Consider the following 23,205-nt stretch of genomic DNA (forward strand, 5'->3'; position numbering starts at 1 on the left):
GTTGCTTTCAACCCCCACCGGCAGGCCGGGGAGCTGAAAGCTACCAACTCGGGTAGGTTTCCAAGGAGCTGTCTCCGTCAAAAATGGACAAGTCGCGGATTATGGCACCGGGAGGGTGCCGGGCGGCCGCGTTGGGCGGGATCAAGGAGAGCCAGCGCTCGCGCCACGCACCAGCGCCAGGGCATGGCACAGGTCGGCCCAGGCGGCGGCCTTGGTGTCTTGCGAGCGCAGCAAAAAGGCCGGGTCGTAGGTCACCACGGCAGGGCAGCCCGCCAGCTGGTGTGGGCCCGCCCGCAGGCGGCCCAGCGGCTCGGTGCGACCCAGGGCGGCGCGCGCGGCCACATGGCCCAGCACCAGCACCATGGCAGGCTGCAGCGTGGCCACGGCATCGGCCAGGGTGGCGGGGATGTGGGCGCTGGCTTCGGTGCCGGGCGCGGGCCGCTCCAGCGCCGCGAAGTAGACGCGCGGGTGCTTGTGCAACTGCATGGCGCGCAGCATGTTGTCGAGCAGGCGCCCGGCATCGCCGCCCAACGGGTCGGCGGGGGTGGGGCTCTCTGCCACGATCAGCCAGCCGTTGCCCAGGCCCGTGGGGGTCTGCGCCGGGTCGGCTGTGGGGTACAGCGCCCGGGGGGCATGCAGCAGCAACGCCGGGGCGCCCGGGCCTGTGGCAGGTGCAGCCTGTTGGCTGGCGGGCGGTGTGCGTGGTGCGGCGGCAGGTGGTGGCGGCGCGCTGCGGGGCGCCGCCACCACGGGGGCCGGGGCGGGCAGGGGGGCTGCCTGGGGGGCAGCCGGGAGGCGGGCCTCCACAGCGGCCGCAGCGGGGGGAGCCGGGGTGGCCGGTGGCGGGCCCCACACGGTGACCCCCATTTCTTGCAGCATGGCGCGCTGGCGCGCATCGAGGTGGAGGCTCATACAGGCAGGCAGTCGGTGGGTTCTTGGCGGGCAGGCGGGCGAGCGGGTGGCAGTGGGGGTTACAGCCCCAGGCTCATGACCACGGCGTCCTCGCGCTGGCCATGGTCCGCCGGGTAGTAGCGTTTGCGGTCGCCCACGCGGCGAAAGCCGTGGGTCTGGTAGATGGCCTGGGCGCGCAGGTTGCTGGCGCGCACTTCCAGCCACAGCCACTGCGCGCCGCGCCCGCGCGACCACAGGGCCAGCGCATCCAGCAGCACACGCGCCCAGCCCTGGCGCTGGAACTCGGGGGTGACGGTGATGTTGAGCAGGTGCACCTCATCCACCCCCATCATGGCCACGAAGTAGCCCAGCAGGTGGTCGCCCGCCATCAGCACCTGCGCCTGGTAGCCCGAGGCCAGGGCGTCGGTGAAGTTGCCACGCGTCCACGGGTGCGAGTAGGCGCGCTGCTCCACGGCGAGCACGGCATCGAGCCGGTCCAGCGTGAGCGCTTCAAAACGCGCCTCGGGGCGGGCCGAGGCCGTGTCGTCTGCGGCCGTGGAAGAAGGGGTGGGCAAGGCACTCATGCGGAGCTCGGGGGCGTGGCCACGGCCTGGGCGGCGCGCAGCGCGGCGCGTTCGGTGGTGGTTTGCGCCACTTTATCGCGGATGTAGCGCGGCAGCGCGTCGCTGGCGGGCACGGCCGCCCCGGCGGCTATCAGCGCGGGCGCCAGGCGCAGCAGTGCGGTGGCGGTAGGCAGGGCGGCGACATGGCGGGCGCCCGCCGCCAGCCGCTCGCCGTAGGGCGCTTGGGCGTTGCCCACCACCGTCCAGTCAGCGGGCACCTGCACGGATTCGGGCTTGCTCAGGCCAAAGTCGGCATCGGCCACCCATTGGCCGCTGGCGGCCTGCAATCCCGGCACATATTGGCAGCGCGTGTGGTAGACCTCGTCCATGCGAGCATCCAGCACGGCCACCACCTGGGTGCAGCCATGCTGGTGGCGGGCTTCCTCGGCCACGGCGAGCAGGGTGTCTACGGGCAGCACGGGCACGCCCTGGCCGCCGCGCGCCCCAAAGGCCAGCCCCTGGGCCACGGCGCAGGCCGTGCGCAGCCCGGTGAACGAGCCGGGGCCCCGCCCGAAGGCGATCACATCCAGCGTGTCGAACGACAGGCCCGCCTGCTCCATCAGGGCGCGCACGGCAGGAATCAGCGTGGCCGAGGCTTGCGCGCCGCCAGGCCCCTGGTGCTGCCAGACGCCGTCGCCGTGCTGTACGGCGATGGAGAGGGTGTCGGTGCTGGTGTCGAAAGCGAGCAGGTTCATGGGCCGGGGGGTGTCTGGTGCATGTGCGGGAGCGCAGGGGTCAGGGAACGGCGCGGCGCGGGGCCGTGTTGGCCGGGGCTGCCGGGGACGGGTTGGTGCGCAGCACGCCCACAAGGATACCGGCGGTCACCAGCAGCAGCCCGGCGACGAGGCTCCAGTGCATGGGCTCGCCCAGGAACAGCACCGCGCCCATGGCCGACAGCCCGGGCACCAGCGCCGTGATCATGGTGGAGCGCACCGGCCCGAAGTGCTGGATCATGCGCGTGAACGCAATGCCCGAGACCACCACCGAGCCCCCGCCCTGGAAGGCCATCTGGAAGGCGATCTCGGTCCACGGCGCCTGGGCCAGATGGCTGGTCACGGCGCCCAGCGCAATCAGCAGGGCGTAGGCGGGCACATACACCAGGCATGCCAGCGCCGTGATGGCGATGGTGGCCTGCACCGCGTCCACCGCATGGCGCCGCGCGAGCACGCTGTAGGTGGCCCAGCAGGCTGCGGCCAGCATGAACAGCAGGTCGCCCTTCCAGACATCACCGCCCGAGAAGGCCGCCAGCAGGCTGCGCCCCCCCACCAGCAGATCGCCCGCCACGATCAGCGCCAGCCCGGCCGCGCGCAGGGGCGTGATGTGGTCGCGCAGCAGCCAGGCGGCCAGCAGCGCCGTCCACAGCGGCAGGCTGCCGGGCATGAGCACCGAGGCATGGGTGGCCGGGGCATGGAAGAAGCCCGCATAGGCCAGCAGCGCGTAGAGCAGGCCGCCAAACAGTCCCAGCAGGGCCGTGGTGCGCAGCGGCAGGGGCGAGATGCCCGCCAGGCTGGAGGGCGGGGCGGATGCCCCCAGCGCCTGCACGCGCCGCCGCACCATCCACCAGCCCCAGGGCAGCAGCACCAGGCTGGCGCCGGTGATGCGCAGCAGGGCGATGTCCAACGGCGTGAGCGTGCGCTGGGCCGAGGCACGGGCGATGACGATGAAGCCCGTCCAGATGGTGACCGTCACAACGACTGCCAGCAAGCCCACGGCGCGAGGAGAAAAACGCATGGGGGGATTATCGGTGGCCGGTGCGGGCGACGCTGGCGGCGGGCGCACGCGGGTGGCCCGGTAGCGGGCGATAGACTCCCGCCATGCTGTCTGTTCCTGTTGTCTGGCGCTGTACCGCGCCGCGTGGTGTGTTGCTGGGGGCCATGTTGTGGCTGGCGTTGGCAGGGGGCGCAAGCGCCCAGGCACCGGCGCCTTCGCCCAGCCCCTTGCCCGCCGAGGTAGAGGCCGCCCTGGCCCGGGCCCGGTTGCCCCGCGAGGCGCTGGCGGTGCTGGTGGTCGATGCCCAGGGCAGCGCGCGCACGGCCCCCCGGCTTGCACACCGTGCCCAGGTGCCCGTCAACCCGGCATCGGTGATGAAGCTGGTGACCACTTACGCTGCACTGGAGCAGCTGGGCCCGGCCTATGTGTGGAACACCCCGGTCTATCTGCAGGGCGCGGTGCAGGACGGCAGCCTGCGTGGCAATGTCTACATCCAGGGCCAGGGCGATCCCAAGCTGGTCATGGAGCGCCTGTGGCTGCTGATGCGGCGCCTGCAGGGCCAGGGCATCCAGGTCATCGTGGGCGACATCGTGCTGGACCGCACGGCGTTCGACCTGCCCGAGCAGGACCCGGCGCGTTTTGACGGCGAGCCGCTGCGCCCCTACAACGCCGCGCCCGATGCCTTGCTGCTCAACTTCAAGTCGTCGGTCATGACCTTTGTGCCCGACGCCGCCGCCGGGCTGGCGCGCATCCAGTACGACCCGCCGCTGGCAGGCGTGCAGCGCCAGGCCACGGTGGCGCTGGCCGCACCGGGCACCGAATGTGGCGACTGGCGGGGCGCCCTGCGGGCCGAACTGTCCGACCCGGCCAAGGTGGGTTTCCAGGGTGTGTACCCGGCTGCGTGCGGCGAGCGCGTGTGGCCCGTGGCCGCTGCCGACCCCCGGGGCTTTGCGGCGCGGGCGGTGGAGGGCATGTGGCGCGAGCTGGGCGGCAAGCTCACGGGCACGGTGCGCGACGGCAAGGTGCCTGCGGGCCTCAAGCCCGCGTTTGTGGTCACGTCACCCGCCCTGGCCGAGGTGGTGCGCGATGTGAACAAGTACAGCAACAACGTGATGGCGCAGCAGGTGTTCCTGACCCTGGCGCTGCAGAAGAACGGCGTGGCGACCTACGACGGCGCGCGCGAGGCGCTGCGCCAGTGGTGGCAGGGCCGCCTGGGCGACGTGGAATTGCCCCAGGTGGACAACGGCGCCGGCCTGAGCCGCGATGCGCGCCTCACGGCCCAGGCGCTGGCGCGCATGCTGCAGGTGGCCTGGGCATCGCCATCCATGCCGGAATTGCTGGCCTCGCTGCCCATCTCGGGGGTGGATGGCACGCTGCGCCGCAGCCAGAGCCGCGCGGGCACCGCCCACCTCAAGACGGGCAGCCTGCGCGACGTGATGGCCATCGCAGGCTATGTCCACGCAGCGAGCGGGCGCCGCTATGTGCTGGTGGCGGTCGTCAACCATGCCAGCGCGGGCGCCGCGCGGCCCGTGCTCGACAGCCTCATCGACTGGACCGCGCGCGACCAGTGACCGGACAACCCAACCCCCCCGGTGCAGCCTGGCTGCCCCGCCCACCATGCAACTCCCTGAACTCATCGGCTATCTGGCCGCCACCCTCACCACCTGCAGTTTTGTGCCCCAGGCACTGCAGACCTTTCGCACACGAGACGTGAGCGGCATCTCCCTGGGCATGTACAGCGTGTTCACGGCCGGGGTGGCGCTGTGGCTGGTCTACGGGCTGGCCCTGGCTGCCTGGCCCATCGTGGTCGCCAACGCCATCACGCTGGCGCTGGCAGGCACCATTTTGGGTATGAAGGTCCGCTACGGCGTGCGCGGCGCGGGCTGAGCCGGGCGGCCGCCCGGCAGCGGCTGTCGCGCAGGTGTCATCGGGCCCGGTTTCACGCGTTATCCCCTATGGATGCTGCAGCGCAGGTGCGCGCACGATGCATCGTTTTTCACTGACCCGAGGGACCCATCCATGAACTACTTCCGTCTTACCTGTGTTGCCGCCGCTGCGCTTGTGCTTGTTGCCTGCGGGGGCTCCGACGACCCGGTGCGTGGCGCACTGATTGATCCGCCCGCCACGGTGACCACGCTGACCGCTGCGCAGATCGACGCCAGCACCTCCAGCGCGGGCCTGCAGGCCCTCACCGGCAAGGCCAAGTGCGATGTGAAGGTGGTGGCACTGAACTACGCCACCGTGGGCGCCAAGAGCGGCGAAAACACCAATGCATCGGGCGTGATGCTGGTGCCCGGCGGCAGCTGCACCACGGCAGCGCCGCTGCTGGCCTATGCCAAGGGCACCGATGTGCAAAAGCCCCGCACGCTGGCCAACCCGCAGGACTCCGAAACCTTCCTGCTGGCCGCGATGTACGCCGCCCAAGGCTATGCCGTGGTGGCCACGGACTACCTGGGCTTTGCCAAATCCACCTACAGCTACCACCCCTACCTCCATGCCGACTCCGAAGCCACGTCGGTGATCGACTCGGTGCGTGCCGCGCGCAACGCTGCGGGCGCCGTGGGGGCCAACCTGTCGGGCAAGGTCATGTTCACGGGGTACTCGCAAGGCGGGCATTCGTCGATGGCGGCGCACCGGGCTGCCGAGCGCGACTACGGTACGGAATTCAACGTGGTGGCAGGCGCCCACCTGGCGGGCCCCTACAACCTGTCGGGTTCGCTGCGCATCCCCGATGCGATCGCAGGCGTGCAGTTCTTCGTGCCCTACCTCGTGACCTCGTGGCAGAAGGTTTATGGCAATGTGTACACCGATGTGAAGCAGGTCTTCAAGGCACCGTACTCGGGCTACATCGAGAACCTGCTGCCCAACCCCACGATGACCTACACCACACTGCTCACCTCGGGCACCCTGCCTGCGGGCACGCCCAATCAGGCGCGTGATGCACTGTTCCAGTCCGACTTCATCACGGGCTCGCAGACCAGCACCACCCACCCGCTGTACCTGGCGGCCAAGAAGAACGACCTGCTCGGCTGGAACCCCAAGGCGCGCGTGCTGCTGTGTGGCGGTGCGGGCGACCCCACGGTGCCCCCTGCCGTGCACCAGGTTGTCATGAAGGCCGACTTCGACAGCCGGGGCCTGACCAATGTGAGTTCGGTGGACGTGGATGCCGCCATCCAGGCCACCTTCGGCCCCGGCGGCAAGGCGCCCACCGACCCCACCTCGGCGGCATTCGCCACCTACTACGGCGCCTACCACGGCACCTACGAGCCACCGTTCTGCCACGCACAGGCCCGTGCCGTGTTCGACACGGTCAAGTAAGCTGCCTGGGGCCCTTGGCTCCTGTGCCCCTGTTGGGCAAAGCAAAAAGCCGACCCTCGGGTCGGCTTTTTTGTGGCTGCAGCCCTGGCACCTCCGCGCGCGGCGGCCAGGCGCATCGTGCGTTACCAGCGTGCGCGCAGGCGGTCGTAGGCGTAGGTGCCAAACTGGCGCTGGGCCGACGGGGTCAGGTACACGGAGTCGGCAAACACGTAGGCGGCCTGGTTGGCGCCCGACAGCAGCGTGGAGCTGTTGCACAGGGCGGAGTTGACCTTGCCTGCGCCGATGCCGATGCCGTTGGTCGCGTCCACCGAGGTGCACACGGCCGTGGTGGCGTTGTTGAAGCCGTAGTTGCCGGGCACGCTGGTGTACAGGTTCACGTAGTAGGCCGAGTCCACGTACAGCACGTTGGCGCCCAGGTCCACGATGCCCACCAGCAGGCCATCGTTGAAGCGGCTGCTCGCATCGGTCAGCAGGGCTTCGCGGCCAATCGACTTGGCCCAGGGGCTCTTGCTCAGGTCGTAGGTGCCGGTCACCACCACATACTTGGCACCGGCCGCCACCAGGCGGCGCACCTGGGCGGCCAGGTCTTCACCCGCCTTGCGCGCAGCGGCCACCATGGCGGCCTCGGTCTGCGTGCCGGCGGTCACGGCAGCCATGCCGGCGATCACGTCGCTGACACCACCGCTCACGATCACCACGTCGGTGTTGGCAAAGCTGCCGCTTGCCAGAAAGGTGTCGATCTGCTCGGTGACGGTGCGGGTGCTGGCGTTGCCTGCGGCGTCGGGCTTGGCGCTGACGCGGGCGTTGCCCGTGGCGTAGCTGGTGCCGCCTGCGGATGCAGGGGTGAGGGTCTTGCCGTAGTTGGCGACCACCTGCAGGGTCCAGTTGTTGACGCTGCCGTCGTTGACGGTGTAGCGCGAGCCGTTTTGTCCCACATCGCTCATGGCATCGCCGAACGCGATGAAGCGCTGGGGCGTGATGGCCGATTCAGTGGTGCTGGAACCGCAAGCCGCGAGCAACGCGGCCGATGCACATGCGGCGACCATGACGGTGCGGCGCATCCAATTTGCTGCCATGTATTTCTCCAGAAAAGTGGGGGGTAGTTTAACGACGCAAAGTCAATGCATGTAAAGCGGCGTCTTCGCGGCCGATCAGGCCGCCGCCGCTCGCTGCAGGCGGTCGCGAACCCCCTCCCAATCCGGGCTGGCAGGGGGGGTCTCGATCCAGATCAGTTTCACGCCCTCGTCGTCAAAACCGCGCAGCACGGCAAACAGCTGCTGGGCGGTGGCGGCGGCATCGTCGGGCATGCGCCGCAGTACGAGCCGGGACGAGTGCGAGCGCAGCGCAGAGCGGGCATACACGGCGATGTGGGCTGCGTCGGCGCCCAGCAGGTCCAGGCTGGTCTGCAGGGCCTTGGCATCCATCAGCCGCACCTTGGCGGCGGGGGCGTAGTGGGCCTCCAGCGTGCCGGATGCGCGGGGGGTGAGGGCGGGCAGGTCTTCCTTTGACAGCGGCGCAATGCCGCATGCCGCAGCGATCTGCGCGCGCGTGATGGCGCCGGGGCGCAGCAGCACGGGCACGCCACGGGTGCAGTCCACGATGGTGCTTTCAATGCCCACGCCGCAGGGGCCGCCGTCCAGCACCAGCAGGTCGGTACCCAGCTCGTCCTGCACATGCTGGGCGGTGGTGGGGCTCACGCGGCCAAAGCGGTTGGCGCTGGGGGCTGCCACGCCCCACACGGGCGGGCCGCCCTGGTCGGTGCCATCGGCCGGGGCCGCGCAGGCCTCCAGCAGTGCGTGCGCCACCGGGTGCGCCGGGCAGCGCAGGCCCACGCTGTCCTGCCCGCCGGTGGCGGCAGTGGCCACACCGGGCAGTCGCGGCAGGATGAGCGTGAGCGGGCCGGGCCAGAAGGCATCGACCAGCTTCTGCGCGAAGCCGGGCACCTCGCTGGCAAAGTGCGCAATGCCCTGGGCATTGGCCACATGCACGATCAGCGGATGGTCGCTGGGGCGCCCCTTGGCCGCAAAGATCTGCGCCACGGCCGCATCGCTGCTGGCGTCGGCGGCCAGGCCGTACACGGTTTCGGTGGGCAGGCCCAGCAGCGCGCCGCTGCGCACTGCGCGCGCTGCGGCGGCGATGGCCGAAGGATCGTTGCCGTCAAGGATCATGGTCAGAACGCGTCAATGCCCAGCAGTGCGGCCGCGTTCAAGGCGGTGGCGCGCGCGGCTTCGGGTGTGGCGCCGGTCATGTTGAGGTGGCCCATCTTGCGGCCCCGCTTGGCATCGCGCTTGCCGTACAGGTGCAAATGGGTGCCGGGCAGGGCCAGCACCTGGTCCCACGGGGGCGTCTGTTCGGTGTCGCCCTGGGCGAACCACAGGTCGCCCAGCAGGTTGAGCATCACGGCGGCGCTGTGCTGGCGGGGCTGGGTCAGTGGCAGGTGGGCCATGGTGCGCACCTGCAGCTCGAACTGCGACACATCGCAGGCGTTCTGGCTGTAGTGGCCGCTGTTGTGCGGGCGCGGGGCGATCTCGTTGACCACCAGGCTGCCGTCCTGCAGCACGAAGAACTCCACGCAGAGCACGCCCACGTACTGCAGGCCTTCTGCTACAGATTTCGCAGCTGCTACCGCTTGTGCAGCCAGCGCAGAAGGCAGATTTCCTTTATACACCTCGGTCACGGCCAGGATGCCGTCGCGGTGCAGGTTGCGCTGCACGGGCAGGTGCACCATGGCGCCGTCAGCACCGCGCGCCACGATCACCGAGCATTCCAGCGCCAGCGGCAGCATCTTCTCCAGCACGCAGGGCACCTTGCCCACCGCATCCCAGGCGGCGGCCAGTTCGGCGGGCGTCTTCACGCGCACCTGGCCCTTGCCGTCGTAGCCCATGCGGGCCGTCTTCAGGATGCCGGGAAGGAGGTCGGCGGACACGGCGGCCAACTGCTGTGCCGTCTCGATCACCGCATAGGGCGCACAGGGCACGCCGCAGGCCACAAAGTGGGCCTTTTCCCGCGCGCGGTCCTGCGCGACAGAGACTGCGCTGGCGGCGGGCGACACCGGGCGCTGCGCGGCCAGGGCGGCCAGCGCGGCGGCGGGCACGTTCTCGAATTCGGTGGTCACCGCATCGGCCACGCGGGCCAGTGCGGCCAGGCCCTGCGGATCTTCGTAGTCTGTCTGAATGTGGTGGTGGCTCACCAAGCCCGCCGGGCTGGTGGGGTCGGCGTCCAGCACGGCCGTGAAGTAGCCCATGGCCTGGGCCTGGTGCACGAACATGCGGCCCAGCTGGCCGCCGCCGAGCACGCCCAGCGTGCTGCCGGGCAGCAGTGGAGCCCCCACGCTTGCCACTGCGTGTGCGGCGCTGCCCCCCAAGGGGGCCTTCGCGCCTTCGGGCGGCCGTGCGGCGCTCAATGGCTTGGCAGAATCGGTCATGCGGCGGGCGGCAGGGTCATGTTGCGGGCCACTTCCGTCTGTTCGGCGCGGAAGGCTTCCAGGCGCTGGCGCAGCTCGGGGCTCTCGTTGGCCAGCAGGGCCACGGCAAACAGGGCCGCGTTGGCAGCGCCCGCCGTGCCGATGGCGAACGTGGCCACCGGGATGCCCTTGGGCATCTGCACGATGCTGTGCAGCGAGTCCACCCCCTGCAGGTGGCGGCTGGCCACGGGCACGCCCAGCACGGGCACAGGGGTCTTGGCGGCGATCATTCCGGGCAGGTGGGCGGCACCGCCCGCGCCCGCGATGATGGCCTTCAGGCCCCGGCTGGCGGCGCTTTCGGCGTAGGCGAACATGTCGTCGGGCATGCGGTGGGCCGAGACCACGCGGGCCTCGTGGGCGATGCCGAACTGTTCAAGAATCTGCACTGCATGCTGCATGGTGTCCCAGTCGCTGCTGGAACCCATGACCACGCCGATCTGGATGGGTTTCATGGTGGTTTGGGGGCGGCGGCAGTGCGCTGGGCCTGCCGCACCGCTGTGGGTGGAACCCGCGATTTTACTTTTTGCGCTTCCTTGCGCGGCCTGGGGCTGTTTCCATGCGCCAAAATAGCGCGAACCCACCAGCTCCACCGGCCTTGGCCCGGCACCCACCACCATGATTGACGTCACCGTAGAGAACTTTGAAGCCGAGGTGGTTGCCGCCTCGATGAACGTGCCCGTGCTGGTGGACTTCTGGGCGCCCTGGTGCGGCCCCTGCAAGTCGCTGGGCCCGGTGCTGGAAAAGCTCGAAACCGAATACGCGGGCCGCTTCAAGCTCGCCAAGATCGACTCCGACCAGGAGCAGCAGTTGGCCGGGATGTTCGGCATCCGCAGCATTCCCACCTGCGTGCTGCTCATGAACGGCCAGCCCGTGGACGGCTTCATGGGCGCCTTGCCCGAAGGCCAGGTGCGCGCCTTCCTCGACAAGCATGTGCCCACCGCCGAAGAAATGGTGGCCGAAGCCGAGGAAGAAGAAGCCCAGGACGCCCTGGCCGATGGCGACACGGGCACGGCCCTCGAAAAACTGCAGCACGCGGTGGTCACCGATCCCTCCAACGACGATGCACGCTTCGACTACGTCAAGCTGCTGCTGCAGCTGCGTCGTGAGGACGATGCCAAGGTTGCGTTTGCCCCTGTGATCGCCAAAGCCGCCGTGTCGCGCAAGCTCGGCGCGCTGAAGGTCTGGATGGATGCTATTGATTTTGTAGCTATTGGAGCATATGGGGAGCGCGTAGAGGCCGATTTTGAGGCGAAAATCACCGCCAACAAACGCGATTTCGACACCCGCTACGCCCGCGCCCGCTGGCTGATGGCCCAGCAGCGCTGGACCGACGCCATGGACGAGTTGCTCGAAATCCTCATGCGCGACAAGGCCTGGAACGAGGAAGCCGCGCGCAAGACCTATGTGGCCATCCTCGAAGTCATCGAGGCCCCCAAGCCCAAGGTGGCAGAGGGCCAGATCCCGCCCGAAGACCCGGTGGTGGCCACGTACCGGCGCCGGTTGTCGAGCGTGGTGCTGAGCTGAAAGCCTGCGGATGGGGGAGCGGCTGAACGGCGTGCAGGCGTTCACCACGTGGGCGCTGCGGTCGTGTCGGCCCCTGCTGGCCCGGTGCGTTCATGGCGCGGTGATCGCCCGGCTGTCCGCTGCGGCGCTGTGCTGCAGCCTTCTGCTGGGGTGCGCTGGCCGACCGCCGGCCCCCGATGCCATCGTTTCAGGCGTGGCCCTGGCCCGGGAGCGCGTGGTGCTGCCCCCGGAGGCCGTGTTTGAGGCCACGCTGCTGGATGTCACCCACACTGACATGCCCCCGGTGGTGCTGGGCCGCCAGCGCAGCGCCCCTGCCGGGCAGGCGCCTTTTGCGCTGTGGATTCCCTATCCTTCTTCACGGTTTGTGCCCAAGGGCCGCTGCGAGGTGCGCGCCACGGTGACCTTGGAGGGGCGCCTGCTGCTGGCGACGGACAAGCGCCATCCGGTGCCGCAGGACGCTGCGTTTCGCCGCGTGGATGTTCAGTTGCAGCGGTTGCTACCTCAAGCCGCCACGGTGGAAGCCAGCGTGCCCTTGGTGCTGACCTACTGGCGGCTGGTCGAGATAGCGGGTGAGGCCGTGGGGCGCCCGCCCGAGGGGGCGGTTACCCCGCACCTGGTGTTGCAAGCGGATGAGCCACGGGTGGCGGGATCGGGCGGGTGCAACCGGTTCCTGGCGGACTACGCGTTGCAAGGCGGGCGGCTGCGTTTTGAGCGCCTGGTCTCCAACATCACGCTGTGCTTGCCCGCCAGTGGGACGGAAACGCGGTTTTTCGAGGCGCTGTTGGCGGTGCAGAGTTTCCGGCAGCAAGGATCGCAGCTGGTGCTGCGGGGCGGCGAAGGGCAGGCACTGCTGCGCTTCGAGTCCGCCGAGACATTGCTGAACTGACCGCCCTGTGACGGGGCTGGAGGCAGGCGCCGACGGCGCCCGCCGTTCAGCGGGCGGTGAGCCGCTCCAGCGCTTCGCGGTACTTGGCTGCCGTCTTCTCGATCACCTCCTGGGGCAGGCGCGGCGCGGGCGCGGTCTTGTCCCAGAGCTTGCCGCCCACCTTGGCCTGTTCCAGCCAGTCGCGCACGAACTGCTTGTCGTAGCTGGGCGGGTTGGCGCCCTGGGCCAGCGCGTCGGCGTAACCTTCCACGGGCCAGTAGCGCGAGCTATCGGGGGTGAGCACTTCGTCCATCAGCACCAGCGTGCCGTCGGGCGCCAGTCCGAACTCGAATTTTGTGTCGGCAATGATCATGCCTTTGGTCAGTGCGATCTCGGCGGCGGCCTGGTAGATGGCGATGCTCAGGTCGCGGATGCGGGTGGCCAGGTCGAGGCCGATCATCTCCACGGTGCGCTCGAAGGTGATGTTCTCGTCGTGCTCGCCCACGGCGGCCTTGGCGGCGGGCGTGTAGATGGGCTCGGGCAGCTTGGCCGCGTTGGTCAGGCCTTCGGGCAGCGGCACGCCGCAGACCGAGCGCGATTCCTGGTATTCCTTCCAGCCGCTGCCCGCCAGGTAACCACGCACCACGGCCTCCACCGGGATGGGCTTGAGGCGCTGCACCAGCATCGAGCGGCCACGCACCTGGGCCACTTCATCGGGCTTGACCACGCTCTCGGGGGCGTCGCCGGTAAGGTGGTTGGGGCAGATGTGGCCGAGCTTGTCGAACCAGAACAGCGCCATTTGTGTGAGCAACTCGCCCTTGCCGGGGATGGGCTCGCCCATGATCACGTCGAAGGCCGAGAGGCGGTCGCTGGCCACCATCAGGATGCGGTCGTCGCCCACGGCGTAGTTGTCGCGCACCTTGCCGCGCGCCAGCAGGGGCAGCGACGTGAGGGCAGAGGTGTGCAGGGCGTTGGAGCTGGGCTGGGTCATGGTGTCGGTGTGGGCGGTCGATATCCGCAGCAGGCAATCCGAAGAAGAACGGGTGGGGCGAAGCGCGTGCAGGCGGGGCCCGGCGCAACCTGCAGATTTTACGCGCCGGGCCCGGGTGCGCCTGCAAAGCCACGGGCGCGGGTCAAAACGGGGCGAGCATAGGTGGCGCGGGGCTGCGTGGTGCTGGGCTGTGTGGAGCACGGGGTGCGCGCCCTTGGGGCACACTGTGCGGCCCTGACTTTGACCGGGCCGCCTGCGGCCTTTGCCTGTGTCCACCACCACTGCCCCTGCGCTCACTCCCCGCCGCGAACTCTGGCTGCTGCTGACCTTGGCCGGCATCCAGTTCACCCACATCCTCGACTTCATGATCATGATGCCGCTCGGGCCGCAGTTCACGCGGCTGTTCGCCATCAGCGACGCGCAGTTCGGCCTGCTGGTATCGGCCTACACACTGTCGGCGGGGGCGTCGGGGCTGCTCGCGTCCACCTACATCGACCGTTTTGGCCGCAAGCGGCTGCTGCTGGTGCTGTATGTGCTGTTCGGGCTGGCAACGCTGGCCTGCGGCGTGGCACCCACCTACGGCACGCTCATGGCGGCGCGCATCCTGGCGGGAGCGTTCGGTGGCGTGCTGTCGGCCCTGTCGCAGACCATCGTGGCGGATGTGGTGCCGTTCGAGCGGCGCGGGCGGGCGATGGGGATCGTCATGACGTCGTTTGCGGTGTCCACCGTGGCGGGCGTGCCCCTGGGCCTGATCCTGGCTGAGCATGGGGGCTGGAACCTGCCGTTCATCGCCATCGCGGCCCTGGTCGGGGTGCTGGCCATCCAGGCCGCCCGCACCCTGCCGCCCCTGACGGCCCATGTGCAGGCGGCGGGTGGCCGCTCGGCGCTATCGGGCATTGCACAGGTGTTGGCCGATCCGAACCACCGCTGGGCCTTTGTGTACTCAGCGCTGCTGGTGTCCACGGGGTTCACGGTGATTCCCTACATCACCATCTACATGCAGGCCAATGCCGGGGTGCGGGCGGACCAGATTCCTCTGGCCTATCTGTGCGGCGGTATCGCCACTTTGTTCACCGCGCGCTGGTTTGGCCGCTGGACCGACCGCTGGGGCAAGGTGCCCACCTTCCGTGCGCTGGTGGCGGCCTCGGTGCCCTGCCTCCTGGGGATCACGCTGTGCCAGGGGCTGCCACTGTGGGGCGTGTTGCTGGTGTCCACCCTGATGTTCGCCTTTGTGAGCGGGCGCATGATTCCGGGGATGGCCATCGTCACCTCGGCGGCGCAGCCCGCCTTGCGGGGCACGTTCATGACCCTGAATGCATCGGTGCAGTCTGCCGCCATGGGGGTGGCGTCTTTTGTGGGCGGGGTGTTGATCAGCCGCGATGCGCAGGGGCTGGTGCAGAACTACTGGGTGGCGGCCCTGGTGGGCATTGCGGCCGGTGTGCTGTCGATGCTGGTGGTGGGGCGGCTGCATCTGCACGGGGCGACCCCTGCGGCGCGCTAGAGGGGCTTGGGCAGGGAGGCGGTGGCCTCTGCCCCCTGCGAACTCGTCCATTGTGCGCGCTTTTTGGGGGCTTGGCACCTGGGCAGGCATAACCCAGCGGGCCGGGGCGGTATGGGATTGCTTTTCGGGGAGGGCGGGGGCATAGTGAACTCACGTCAACGGATGCATCCAAGTTCGCCGAGCCGCTCCTCTGATCCAGGGCGGCGTTTTTCCCACCGAGAGCTACAGGAGACTTATTTATGAACTTGACGATCAGCGGTCACCACCTCGAAGTTACCCCCGCCTTGCGCAGCTATGTCACCACCAAGCTGGATCGGATCACCCGCCATTTTGACCAAGTTGTCGATGTCAAGGTACTGCTGACGGTAGAGAAGCAAAAGGAAAAGGAAAAGAGGCAGCGAGCGGAATGCAACATCCACGTGAAGGGCAACGACCTGTTTGCCGAAAGCTCCCACGCAGACCTCTATGCCGCCGTGGACGAGCTGGTGGACAAGATGGACCGCCAGGTGGTGCGCCACAAGGATCGTTTGCAAGACCACCACCACGAAGCCGCCAAGCGCGAATTGCACGCTTGATGCGCCAGCCCTGAGCCTGGCACAGCAGCCGCCCCCTTCCGGGCGGTTTTTTTGTTGCCCGACGCGCCGTGCTCAGGGTTTTCGCCAATATGTGCATAATTGTTACCCTTGACCATGAACCGACTCGCCTCCATCCTGCCCTCCGCTCAAGTGCTTGTGAGTGTTGACGCCACCAGCAAGAAGCGTGCTTTTGAAGAAGCGGGTCTGCTGTTCGAAAGCCAGCACGGCCTCTCGCGTGCGCTGATCACCGACAGCCTGTTTGCGCGTGAGCGGCTGGGCTCCACGGGGCTCGGCCACGGTGTGGCCATCCCGCACGGGCGCATCAAGGGGCTCAAGGCGCCGATGGCGGCCGTGTTCCAGCTGCTCAATCCGATTGGTTTTGACGCGCCTGACGAATTGCCTGTGGGGCTGCTGATTTTCCTGCTGGTGCCCGAGGCGGCCACGCAGAAGCACCTGGAAATCCTCTCCGAAATTGCCGAGTTGCTGAGCGACTCGGCCCTGCGCGAAAAGCTCAAGGCCTGCACCGATGCCGCCGAGCTGCACGGCATGATTGCAGGCTGGCAGTCCACACAGACCGCCTGAGTGCCCGCCCTGCGCGCTGTGTGTTGTCCCTCATCCGATCTGATTGAGCACTGACCCGCCGTGAAGCCCAATGTTGTCAGTGCCGATGTGCTGTTCGAGGAATTCCGTGGCCTCCTGAAATGGGAGTGGGTCGCGGGCCTGGGGGCTTCGGAGCGGCGGTTTGACGAAGTGGCCGTGCGTTCTGCGCGGTCCGGGGCCGATCTGGTCGGCTACCTCAACTACATCCATCCCTACCGCGTGCAGATTCTGGGTGAGCGCGAAATCGCTTACCTGAGCAACGCGTCACCCGACGACTGCAAGCGCCGCATCGCCCGCATCGTGACGCTAGAGCCGCCCGTGCTGGTGCTGGCCGACAACCAGACCGCGCCCGATGCGCTGGTGTCCATGTGCGAGCGCGCGCAGATCCCGATGTTCTCCACGCACGAGTCGTCGGCGTTTGTCATCGACGTGCTGCGCGCCTACCTGTCCAAACACTTTGCCGACCGCACCACGATGCACGGCGTGTTCATGGACATTCTGGGCCTGGGCGTGCTGATCACCGGCGAGTCGGGCCTGGGCAAAAGCGAGCTGGGCCTGGAGCTGATCTCGCGCGGCAACGGTCTGGTGGCCGACGATGCCGTGGATTTCTTCCGCATCAACCAGACCACCATCGAGGGCAAATGCCCCGAGCTGCTGCAGAACCTGCTGGAAGTGCGCGGTATTGGCCTCTTGGACATCCGCGCCATCTTTGGCGAGACGGCCGTGCGCCGCAAGATGCGCCTCAAGCTCATCGTGCACCTGGTGCGCAAAGAGACGCTGGAGCGCGACTACGAACGCCTGCCCTACGAGCCGCTCACGCAGGACGTGCTGGGCGTGCCTGTGCTCAAGGTCGTGATCCAGGTGGTGGCCGGCCGCAACATCGCCGTGCTGGTCGAAGCCGCCGTGCGCAACACCATCCTGCAGCTGCGCGGCATCGACACCTACCAGGAATTTGTCGAACGCCACCGCCGCGCCATGGAGCGCGACACGGGTGGTTAGCCTGCTCTGTATTTGATAGCTGCTTACGCTTGATGGGCGGGCGCAAAGACCAATTTTGAGTCCAAAGACGGGTGCGTACTGGCGCGCCCCAGGCCAGTGCTCCCGCGCAAGGGCCGCCCCGCCGCGCTGGGAGCGTCCCCCCTCTGGGGGGAAGACGCCGAAGGCGGCTCAGGGGGGAGTCACTTCTTCGCGCAGTCGGCGCATTGGCCGTACAGCGCCATCGTGTGGTCCTGCACCAGCCAGCCCTTGGCCTTGGCCACGGCGTGCTGGCGCTTTTCGATCTCGGCGTCGTAGAACTCCTCCACCTTGCCACAGGACGTGCAGATGAAGTGGTCGTGGTGCTGGCCCTCGTTGAGCTCGTACACCGCCTTGCCGCTCTCGAAATTGCTGCGGATCAGGATGCCAGCCTGCTCGAACTGCGTGAGCACGCGGTACACGGTGGCCAGGCCAATGTCCGAGCGCTCCTCCAGCAGCACGCGGAACACGTCTTCGGCCGTCATGTGGCGCTGCGTGCCTTTCTGGAAGATCTCCATGATCTTCAGGCGGGGCAGCGTGGCCTTGAGTCCCGTGCTTTTGAGTTCGTCGATATTGGTCATGGCATGCTCCTTCGGGTGCGGGCCCCCACCTCAAGGCCTGGGGGGCTGCCGCTACAATGCGGCGATCATATCCTCAGCCCTTTTACCCATGCCCGTCAAAGCCCGTTGCAGCGCCCGCCTGGGCCTGGTCCTGTTGATCGGCGCCAGCATGGCCGCCCTGGCCGGTTGTGGCAGCCTCGATGGCGCCAGCAGCCGCATCGCCGGCATCGTGAAACCCTACAAGGTCGATGTGGTGCAGGGCAACTTTGTGTCGCGTGAGCAAGTACAAGCCCTGCAGCCCGGCATGAGCCGCCAGCAGGTGCGCGAAATCCTGGGCACGCCCCTGGTCACCAGCCTGTTCCATGCCGACCGCTGGGAGTACGTTTTCACGCTCAAGCGCCCGGGGGAGGACATCCAGACCCGCAAGCTGACCGCGTTCTTCAAGGGCGATGTGCTGGAGCGCTCCGAGGGCGACGAAATGCCTTCCGAAACGGAGTTCGTCGCCACGCTGGGGGCCCGGGGTGGCGCCAAGGGCAAGGTGCCCACGCTGGAAGCCACGCCAGAGCAGCTTTCCAAATACCCGGCCGCCGCCCGCCCGGCCCCTGCGCCCGCTGCGGCATCCACGGCGCCAGCGCCCACCAGTTACCCACCGCTCGACGCGCCCGCGCGCTGACGCCAGCGGCCCCTGCAGCCCAGGGCGTGGTCCCTGTGCTGCCACCCAACCGAACAGGATTTTCATGACAGGGACACCTACACCCGCCGCCACCGTGACCACCCCTTGCCGCGTGGCCGTGGCCGGTGCGTCGGGCCGCATGGGCCGCATGCTGATCGAAGCCATCCGCGCCAGCGACGACTGCGTGCTGGCCGGTGCGCTGGACGTGGCTGCCAGTCCCGCCGTGGGCTCCGACGCCACCGCCTTTCTGGGCCATGCGAGCGGCGTGGCCATCACGGCCGACATTGCGGCAGGCCTCAAGAACGCCGACGTGCTGATCGACTTCACCCGCCCCGAAGGCACGCTGGCCCACCTGGCCGTGTGCAGCCAGCTGGGCGTGAAGGCCGTCATCGGCACCACCGGCTTTACCGATGCACAAAAGGCCGAACTTGACGCCTGCGCACAGCGCACCGCCATCATGTTCTCGCCCAACATGAGCGTGGGCGTGAACGTCACGCTCAAGCTGCTGCAGATGGCTGCCAAGGCCATGACCACGGGCTACGACATCGAGATCATCGAAGCCCACCACCGCCACAAGGTCGATGCGCCCTCGGGCACTGCGCTCAAGATGGGCGAGGTGATTGCCGAAGCGATGGGCCGCGACCTCAAGGAATGCGCCGTGTACGCCCGCGAAGGCGTGACGGGCGAGCGCGACCCCTCCAGCATCGGCTTTGCGGCCATCCGGGGTGGCGACATCGTGGGCGACCACACCGTGCTGTTTGCCGGCATTGGCGAGCGCATCGAGGTCACGCACAAGTCCTCCAGCCGGGCCACATATGCGCAGGGTGCCTTGCGCGCCGTGCGCTTCCTGGCGGCCCACAAGACCGGCATGTTCGACATGTTCGACGTGCTGGGCTTGCACTGATCCGTCGATTTCCATGGACGCCCTCCACTGGTGGCGCCAGGGCGATGCCGTAACCCAAGGCGCGGCCCTTGTGCTGCTGGCCATGTCGGTGGCGAGCTGGGTGATCATCGTCTGGAAGCTGCGGCTCATGCGCCAGGCCACGGCCGACGTAGCGCGTTGCACAGCGGCGTTCTGGCAGGCGCCCTCCATGGACGTCGCCGCACAGCGTTTGCAGTCTTTTGACCGCTCTGCGCTGGTCCTGCCTCTGGTGATTGCTGCAAATTCGATAGCAATCCATTCGGTTCCCGGTGCCCCGGCTTCGCTCGCCAGCGCGGGCAGCCTGTCCCAGCGGCTCACCCGCGTGCTGCGCGATGCCCTGCACGACGTGCTGGGGCGCCTGCAGTTTGGCCAGGTGCTGCTGGCCACGGTGGGCTCCACGGCGCCTTTTGTGGGGTTGCTGGGCACGGTGTGGGGCATCTACCACGCGCTCACCGCCATGGCAGGTGCGGGGCAGATCACCATTGACCGCGTCTCCGGCCCCGTGGGCGAGGCGCTGGTCATGACGGCGGCCGGGCTGGCCGTCGCCATCCCCGCTGTGCTGGCCTACAACGTGTTTGGCCGCCTCATTGGGCGCATCGAGGCCGACCTGGAAGGGTTTGCACGCGATCTGCGCGAACTGCTCATCGACACGGCGCAACCCGCCGATGCGAAGACCTGAATTCCAGACGCTCGCATCAGCCATGGCCTTCGGACGACTCGAACGCACCACCGGGCCACAGCCCATGAGCGACATCAACATGACGCCCCTGGTGGACGTGATGCTGGTGCTCGTGGTCATCTTCATCCTCACAGCGCCGCTGCTGGCCAGCTCCATCCGGCTGGACCTGCCGCGCACCGAAGGCGCCACGCCCGGCACGGCCCCGCAGTTCGTCACGCTGGTGGTGGATGCCTCGGGCCAGGCCTTTCTGGATGACCAGCCCCTGTCGCAGGCCGCCCTGGCCGAGCGCTTGCGCCGCATTGGCGCCGAGCGGCCCGACACCGAGGTGCAGCTGCGCGCCGACGCGGCCGTGCCCTATGGCCGCGTGGTCGAGGTCATGGGTGCGGCCCATCTGGCGGGGTTGCAGCGCATCGGTTTTGTGGCCGAACTGGCGGCCACGCCCACTCCACCTGCATCCCCGGCCCTGCCGCGCTGAGGCGCGTTGGCGGGCGGCCCGCCAGCGCCGGGCCCTGACCGCCTAAAATCCCCGCAGCGCGGCCAGCGGCTGCACTCTTCTCTCACCCCGAGCCCCCATGCAAGACAAATACTCTCCCCAAGACGTCGAGCGCGCCGCGCACGACCACTGGACCGCCACCGACGCCTACCGCGTGACGGAAGACACCAGCAAGAAGAAGTTCTACGCCTGCTCGATGCTGCCCTACCCCAGCGGCAAGCTGCACATGGGCCATGTGCGCAACTACACCATCAACGACATGCTCACGCGCTACCTGCGCATGAACGGCCACAACGTCTTGATGCCCATGGGCTGGGACGCCTTCGGCCTGCCCGCTGAAAACGCTGCGCTGAAGAACGGCGTGCCACCGGCCAAGTGGACGTACGAAAACATCGCGTACATGAAGAAGCAGATGCAGGCCATGGGCCTGGCCATCGACTGGAGCCGCGAAGTCGCCACCTGCGACCCCGAGTATTACAAGTGGAACCAGTGGCTGTTCCTGAAGATGCTGGAAAAGGGCATTGCCTACCGCAAGACCCAGGTCGTGAACTGGGACCCGGTGGATCAGACCGTGCTGGCCAACGAGCAGGTGATTGACGGCAAGGGCTGGCGCACCGGCGCCACGGTCGAAAAGCGCGAGATCCCTGGCTACTACCTCAAGATCACCGACTACGCCGAAGAGCTGCTGGGCTTTGTGACCGGCGACAAGCTGCCCGGCTGGCCCGAGCGCGTGAAGCTGATGCAGGAGAACTGGATTGGCAAGAGCGAAGGCGTGCGCTTTGCGTTCACGCACGACATTGCAGGCGACGACGGCACGCTGATTGGCGACGGCAAGATGTACGTGTTCACCACGCGCGCCGACACCATCATGGGCGTGACCTTCTGCGCCGTGGCGCCCGAGCACCCGCTGGCCGCACATGCCGCCAAAACCAACCCTGCGCTCCAAGCCTTCATCGAAGAGTGCAAGAGCGGTGGCACCACCGAGGCCGAGCTGGCCACGCAAGAGAAAAAGGGCGTGCCCACGGGCCTGTACGTCACCCACCCGCTCACCGACGAAAAGGTCGAGGTCTGGGTCGGCAACTACGTGCTCATGGGCTATGGCGACGGCGCCGTGATGGGCGTGCCCGCCCACGACGAGCGCGACTTTGCGTTTGCGCTCAAGTACGGTATCGAGATCAAGCAGGTGGTGCTGGTGGACGGCGAGACGTTCAACTACCACCAGTGGCAAGACTGGTACGGCGACAAGCAACGCGGCGTGACCATCAACTCCGACAGCTTCAGTGGCCTGTCGTACAAGGAAGCCGTGAACGCCGTGGCCCATGCGTTGGAGCAAAAGGGCCTGGGCGAGAAGAAGACCACCTGGCGCCTGCGCGACTGGGGCGTGAGCCGCCAGCGCTACTGGGGCACGCCGATCCCGATCATCCACTGCGACGAGCACGGCGCCGTGCCCGTGCCCGAAAAAGACCTGCCCGTGGTGCTGCCGCAAGACTGCATCCCCGACGGCTCGGGCAACCCGCTGCACAAGCACGAAGGCTTCCACGCGGGCGTGACCTGCCCCGTGTGTGGCAAGCCCGCCCGCCGCGAGACGGACACCATGGACACCTTCGTGGACAGCTCGTGGTACTTCATGCGGTATTGCGACCCCAAGAACGCCGACGCGATGGTGGCCGATGGCACCGCTTACTGGATGCGAGACCAGCAACATGCCACTGGCGGCAGCGGCATGGACCAGTACATCGGTGGCATCGAACACGCCATCCTGCACTTGCTGTACGCCCGCTTCTGGACCAAGGTCATGCGTGACCTGGGACTGGTCAAGGTCGATGAGCCCTTCACCAAGCTGCTCACGCAAGGCATGGTGCTCAACCACATCTACAGCCGCCGTACCGCCAAGGGTGGCAAGGACTACTTCTGGCCGCATGACGTGGAGCATGTGCTCGATGAAGGCGGCAAGATCATCGGCGCCAAGCTGAAGAACGAAGCCACCAGCGGCGACGGCATGCAGCCGGTGGGCACGCCCATCGACTACGAGGGCGTGGGCACCATGTCCAAGTCCAAGAACAACGGCGTGGACCCGCAGGACCTGATCGAGAAGTACGGCGCCGACACGGCCCGCCTGTACACCATGTTCACCGCCCCGCCCGAAGCCACGCTGGAGTGGAACGACGCGGCGGTGGAAGGCAGCTACCGCTTCCTGCGCCGCGTGTGGAACTTTGGCGTCAAGCTCTCGGCCATCGACCGCGATGCGGCCCTGGCCAGCGTGGCCGGTGCCAGCAGCCTGCAGGACGTGCAGTTTGGCAAGGAAGCCAAGGCCCTGCGCCTGGAGATCCACAACGTGCTCAAGCAGGTGGACTACGACTACCAGCGCATGCAGTACAACACCGTGGTCTCGGGCGCGATGAAGATGATCAACGCGCTGGAAGACTTCAAGGCCACCGACTCGGCCGGTGCCCAGGTGGCGCTGATCGAAGGCTTTGGCATCCTGCTGCGCAGCCTGTACCCTGCCACGCCCCACATCGCCCACAGCCTGTGGACGGGCCTGGGCTACGCGGGCGCGCTGGGCGATCTGCTCGACGCGCCCTGGCCGCAGATCGATGCCGGTGCGCTGGTGCAGGACGAGATCGAACTCATGCTGCAGGTCAACGGCAAGCTGCGCGGTTCCATCCACGTGCCCGCCCAGGCCGACAAGGCCGAGATCGAGCGCATTGCGCTAGCCAGCGAGGCCTTTGTGGCCCAGGCCGCAGGCGCTCATCCGAAGCGCGTGATCGTGGTGCCAGGTCGTCTGGTGAACGTGGTGGTCTGA

General features: G+C 68.0%; 24 protein-coding genes. 14 read left to right on the forward strand and 10 right to left on the reverse strand.

All coding sequences use genetic code 11. The features are described 5' to 3' along the window. Positions 1-141: 141 nt before the first annotated feature. The 4 genes from A1D30_RS15910 to A1D30_RS15925 are packed head-to-tail and all read right to left on the reverse strand — an operon-like array spanning position 142 to position 3,245. Entirely contained in the window at positions 142-912 is a 771-nt protein-coding gene (locus A1D30_RS15910) for a uracil-DNA glycosylase family protein (protein ID WP_063461712.1), read from the reverse strand. A gap of 59 nt (positions 913-971) precedes the next feature. Next, entirely contained in the window at positions 972-1,475 is a 504-nt protein-coding gene (gene rimI / locus A1D30_RS15915) for a ribosomal protein S18-alanine N-acetyltransferase (protein ID WP_063461713.1), read from the reverse strand. Continuing rightward, positions 1,472-2,209, reverse strand: coding sequence for a tRNA (adenosine(37)-N6)-threonylcarbamoyltransferase complex dimerization subunit type 1 TsaB (gene tsaB, locus A1D30_RS15920; RefSeq protein ID WP_063461714.1), 738 nt, complete (start codon positions 2,207-2,209; stop codon positions 1,472-1,474). Before tsaB ends, rimI begins: the two co-directional genes overlap by 4 nt. 40 nt (positions 2,210-2,249) lie before the next feature. Next, positions 2,250-3,245, reverse strand: coding sequence for a DMT family transporter (locus A1D30_RS15925; RefSeq protein WP_063461715.1), 996 nt, complete (start codon positions 3,243-3,245; stop codon positions 2,250-2,252). 143 nt (positions 3,246-3,388) lie between these two features. Here A1D30_RS15925 and dacB point away from each other — a divergent pair, with 143 nt between their 5' ends. The 3 genes from dacB to A1D30_RS15940 all read left to right on the forward strand — a co-directional run bounded on the left by dacB (position 3,389) and on the right by A1D30_RS15940 (position 6,542). Beyond that, the gene (dacB, locus tag A1D30_RS15930) at positions 3,389-4,795 is read left to right on the forward strand and encodes a D-alanyl-D-alanine carboxypeptidase/D-alanyl-D-alanine-endopeptidase (protein ID WP_242421921.1); all 1,407 of its coding nucleotides are present in this window, start codon (positions 3,389-3,391) and stop codon (positions 4,793-4,795) included. Between the two features lie 46 nt (positions 4,796-4,841). Continuing rightward, entirely contained in the window at positions 4,842-5,111 is a 270-nt protein-coding gene (locus tag A1D30_RS15935; RefSeq protein WP_063461717.1) for a SemiSWEET transporter, read from the forward strand. Between the two features lie 132 nt (positions 5,112-5,243). Continuing rightward, the gene (locus A1D30_RS15940) at positions 5,244-6,542 is read left to right on the forward strand and encodes a lipase family protein (RefSeq protein ID WP_063461718.1); all 1,299 of its coding nucleotides are present in this window, start codon (positions 5,244-5,246) and stop codon (positions 6,540-6,542) included. Between the two features lie 122 nt (positions 6,543-6,664). Here the strand turns inward: A1D30_RS15940 and A1D30_RS15945 are convergent, their stop codons facing one another. The 4 genes from A1D30_RS15945 to purE all read right to left on the reverse strand — a co-directional run bounded on the left by A1D30_RS15945 (position 6,665) and on the right by purE (position 10,457). Beyond that, positions 6,665-7,618 carry an SGNH/GDSL hydrolase family protein gene (locus A1D30_RS15945; protein ID WP_063461719.1) on the reverse strand — a complete coding sequence of 318 codons (954 nt, stop codon included), beginning with the start codon at positions 7,616-7,618 and terminating at the stop codon, positions 6,665-6,667. A 75-nt stretch (positions 7,619-7,693) separates the two neighbouring features. After that, positions 7,694-8,710 carry an L-threonylcarbamoyladenylate synthase gene (locus A1D30_RS15950; RefSeq protein WP_063461720.1) on the reverse strand — a complete coding sequence of 339 codons (1,017 nt, stop codon included), beginning with the start codon at positions 8,708-8,710 and terminating at the stop codon, positions 7,694-7,696. A gap of 2 nt (positions 8,711-8,712) precedes the next feature. Beyond that, positions 8,713-9,966: a 5-(carboxyamino)imidazole ribonucleotide synthase gene (locus tag A1D30_RS15955; protein ID WP_242421920.1), complete on the reverse strand. Its 1,254-nt coding sequence runs from the start codon at positions 9,964-9,966 to the stop codon at positions 8,713-8,715. After that, positions 9,963-10,457, reverse strand: a complete 495-nt coding sequence (gene purE / locus A1D30_RS15960; protein ID WP_063461753.1) for a 5-(carboxyamino)imidazole ribonucleotide mutase — start codon at positions 10,455-10,457, stop codon at positions 9,963-9,965. Before purE ends, A1D30_RS15955 begins: the two co-directional genes overlap by 4 nt. Before the next feature lie 163 nt (positions 10,458-10,620). Here purE and trxA point away from each other — a divergent pair, with 163 nt between their 5' ends. Both trxA and A1D30_RS15970 read left to right on the forward strand, forming a co-directional pair. Beyond that, the gene (gene trxA, locus A1D30_RS15965) at positions 10,621-11,529 is read left to right on the forward strand and encodes a thioredoxin (RefSeq protein ID WP_063461721.1); all 909 of its coding nucleotides are present in this window, start codon (positions 10,621-10,623) and stop codon (positions 11,527-11,529) included. 10 nt (positions 11,530-11,539) lie between these two features. Next, positions 11,540-12,415 carry an META domain-containing protein gene (locus A1D30_RS15970; RefSeq protein WP_082836484.1) on the forward strand — a complete coding sequence of 292 codons (876 nt, stop codon included), beginning with the start codon at positions 11,540-11,542 and terminating at the stop codon, positions 12,413-12,415. Positions 12,416-12,461: 46 nt separating this feature from the next. On the opposite strand, the gene A1D30_RS15975 is transcribed toward A1D30_RS15970, so the two are convergent. Next, positions 12,462-13,385, reverse strand: a complete 924-nt coding sequence (locus A1D30_RS15975; protein ID WP_063461722.1) for a phosphoribosylaminoimidazolesuccinocarboxamide synthase — start codon at positions 13,383-13,385, stop codon at positions 12,462-12,464. A 268-nt stretch (positions 13,386-13,653) separates the two neighbouring features. On the opposite strand from A1D30_RS15975, the gene A1D30_RS15980 reads away from it, so the two are divergent. From A1D30_RS15980 to hprK, 4 genes are all read left to right on the forward strand, one after another. Then, positions 13,654-14,886 carry an MFS transporter gene (locus A1D30_RS15980; RefSeq protein WP_063461755.1) on the forward strand — a complete coding sequence of 411 codons (1,233 nt, stop codon included), beginning with the start codon at positions 13,654-13,656 and terminating at the stop codon, positions 14,884-14,886. 239 nt (positions 14,887-15,125) lie between these two features. After that, positions 15,126-15,461, forward strand: coding sequence for a ribosome-associated translation inhibitor RaiA (raiA, locus tag A1D30_RS15985; protein ID WP_063461723.1), 336 nt, complete (start codon positions 15,126-15,128; stop codon positions 15,459-15,461). A gap of 114 nt (positions 15,462-15,575) precedes the next feature. Then, positions 15,576-16,043 carry a PTS sugar transporter subunit IIA gene (locus A1D30_RS15990; RefSeq protein WP_063461724.1) on the forward strand — a complete coding sequence of 156 codons (468 nt, stop codon included), beginning with the start codon at positions 15,576-15,578 and terminating at the stop codon, positions 16,041-16,043. A 60-nt stretch (positions 16,044-16,103) separates the two neighbouring features. Continuing rightward, entirely contained in the window at positions 16,104-17,060 is a 957-nt protein-coding gene (gene hprK, locus A1D30_RS15995) for an HPr(Ser) kinase/phosphatase (protein WP_063461725.1), read from the forward strand. A gap of 179 nt (positions 17,061-17,239) precedes the next feature. Here the strand turns inward: hprK and fur are convergent, their stop codons facing one another. Beyond that, a complete protein-coding gene (gene fur, locus A1D30_RS16000; RefSeq protein WP_063461726.1) occupies positions 17,240-17,656 on the reverse strand; it encodes a ferric iron uptake transcriptional regulator in 417 nt (138 codons plus the stop codon). Between the two features lie 88 nt (positions 17,657-17,744). Here fur and A1D30_RS16005 point away from each other — a divergent pair, with 88 nt between their 5' ends. The 5 genes from A1D30_RS16005 to leuS all read left to right on the forward strand — a co-directional run bounded on the left by A1D30_RS16005 (position 17,745) and on the right by leuS (position 23,205). Continuing rightward, complete coding sequence (locus tag A1D30_RS16005) at positions 17,745-18,308, forward strand: outer membrane protein assembly factor BamE (protein WP_063461727.1); 564 nt, start codon at positions 17,745-17,747, stop codon at positions 18,306-18,308. A 64-nt stretch (positions 18,309-18,372) separates the two neighbouring features. After that, the gene (dapB, locus tag A1D30_RS16010; RefSeq protein ID WP_082836485.1) at positions 18,373-19,212 is read left to right on the forward strand and encodes a 4-hydroxy-tetrahydrodipicolinate reductase; all 840 of its coding nucleotides are present in this window, start codon (positions 18,373-18,375) and stop codon (positions 19,210-19,212) included. Positions 19,213-19,225: 13 nt separating this feature from the next. Continuing rightward, complete coding sequence (locus tag A1D30_RS16015) at positions 19,226-19,909, forward strand: MotA/TolQ/ExbB proton channel family protein (protein ID WP_063461728.1); 684 nt, start codon at positions 19,226-19,228, stop codon at positions 19,907-19,909. A 22-nt stretch (positions 19,910-19,931) separates the two neighbouring features. Next, complete coding sequence (locus A1D30_RS16020; protein ID WP_063461729.1) at positions 19,932-20,384, forward strand: biopolymer transporter ExbD; 453 nt, start codon at positions 19,932-19,934, stop codon at positions 20,382-20,384. 97 nt (positions 20,385-20,481) lie between these two features. Further along, positions 20,482-23,205, forward strand: coding sequence for a leucine--tRNA ligase (gene leuS, locus A1D30_RS16025; protein WP_063461730.1), 2,724 nt, complete (start codon positions 20,482-20,484; stop codon positions 23,203-23,205).

Source organism: Acidovorax sp. GW101-3H11 (assembly GCF_001633105.1).
In the GTDB taxonomy this organism is placed as follows: Bacteria; Pseudomonadota; Gammaproteobacteria; order Burkholderiales; family Burkholderiaceae_C; genus Acidovorax.